Origin of the sequence: Paenibacillus hunanensis, assembly GCF_014645615.1 — a bacterium.
GTDB lineage: Bacteria > Bacillota > Bacilli > Paenibacillales > Paenibacillaceae > Saccharibacillus > Saccharibacillus hunanensis.
In genome coordinates this window covers 1-630 of the sequence record NZ_BMMB01000061.1, presented here as the reverse complement: position 1 = coordinate 630, position 630 = coordinate 1, and the positions used below count along the sequence as shown (strand labels likewise).

Annotated in this window: 1 rRNA gene; it reads left to right on the top strand. The window is 47.5% G+C overall.

Annotation, left to right across the window (positions count from 1 at the left end):
* Nucleotides 1–277: 277 nt before the first annotated feature.
* Nucleotides 278–630, top strand: a 23S ribosomal RNA gene (locus IEX62_RS23600); the annotation flags it as partial.

The following is a 630-nucleotide window of genomic DNA, read 5'->3' as shown; positions in this document are numbered from 1 at the left end:
GCGGCTGGATCACCTCCTTTCTATGGAGAATCGTTTCCGGAGAGCGGAAACATTCAAATCTAAGTCGTTTGAGTAATCAGACGCGGGTCACTAGTTGATCGACACTCACTCGTTGTCAGTTTTGAAAGAGCAACCCTCTTTCAAGTTGATCCTTGAAAACTGGATACCGAAACGAAACATCGCGTTTTAGAAAACTGTTCTTAACTGACACTGTGTAAACAGGATCGGTCATGAATATGTAAGATATAGGTTCTTCTGTAAAGAAGACCACCAACTAGGTTAAGCTAGTAAGAGCACACGGTGGATGCCTAGGCGCTAGGAGCCGATGAAGGACGTGGCGAACAACGATAAGGCCTCGGGGAGCTGTAAGCAAGCATTGATCCGGGGATGTCCGAATGGGGAAACCTGACTGGATTCATCTCCAGTTACTCACATCTGAATACATAGGATGTGGAGAGGCAGACGAGGGGAACTGAAACATCTAAGTACCCTCAGGAAGAGAAAACAAGAGTGATTCCGTCAGTAGCGGCGAGCGAACGCGGAACAGCCTAAACCAGGAAGCTTGCTTCCTGGGGTTGTGGGACGTCTCTTTGGAGTGATAAAAGAGTTTGGTAGATGAAGAGGTCTGGA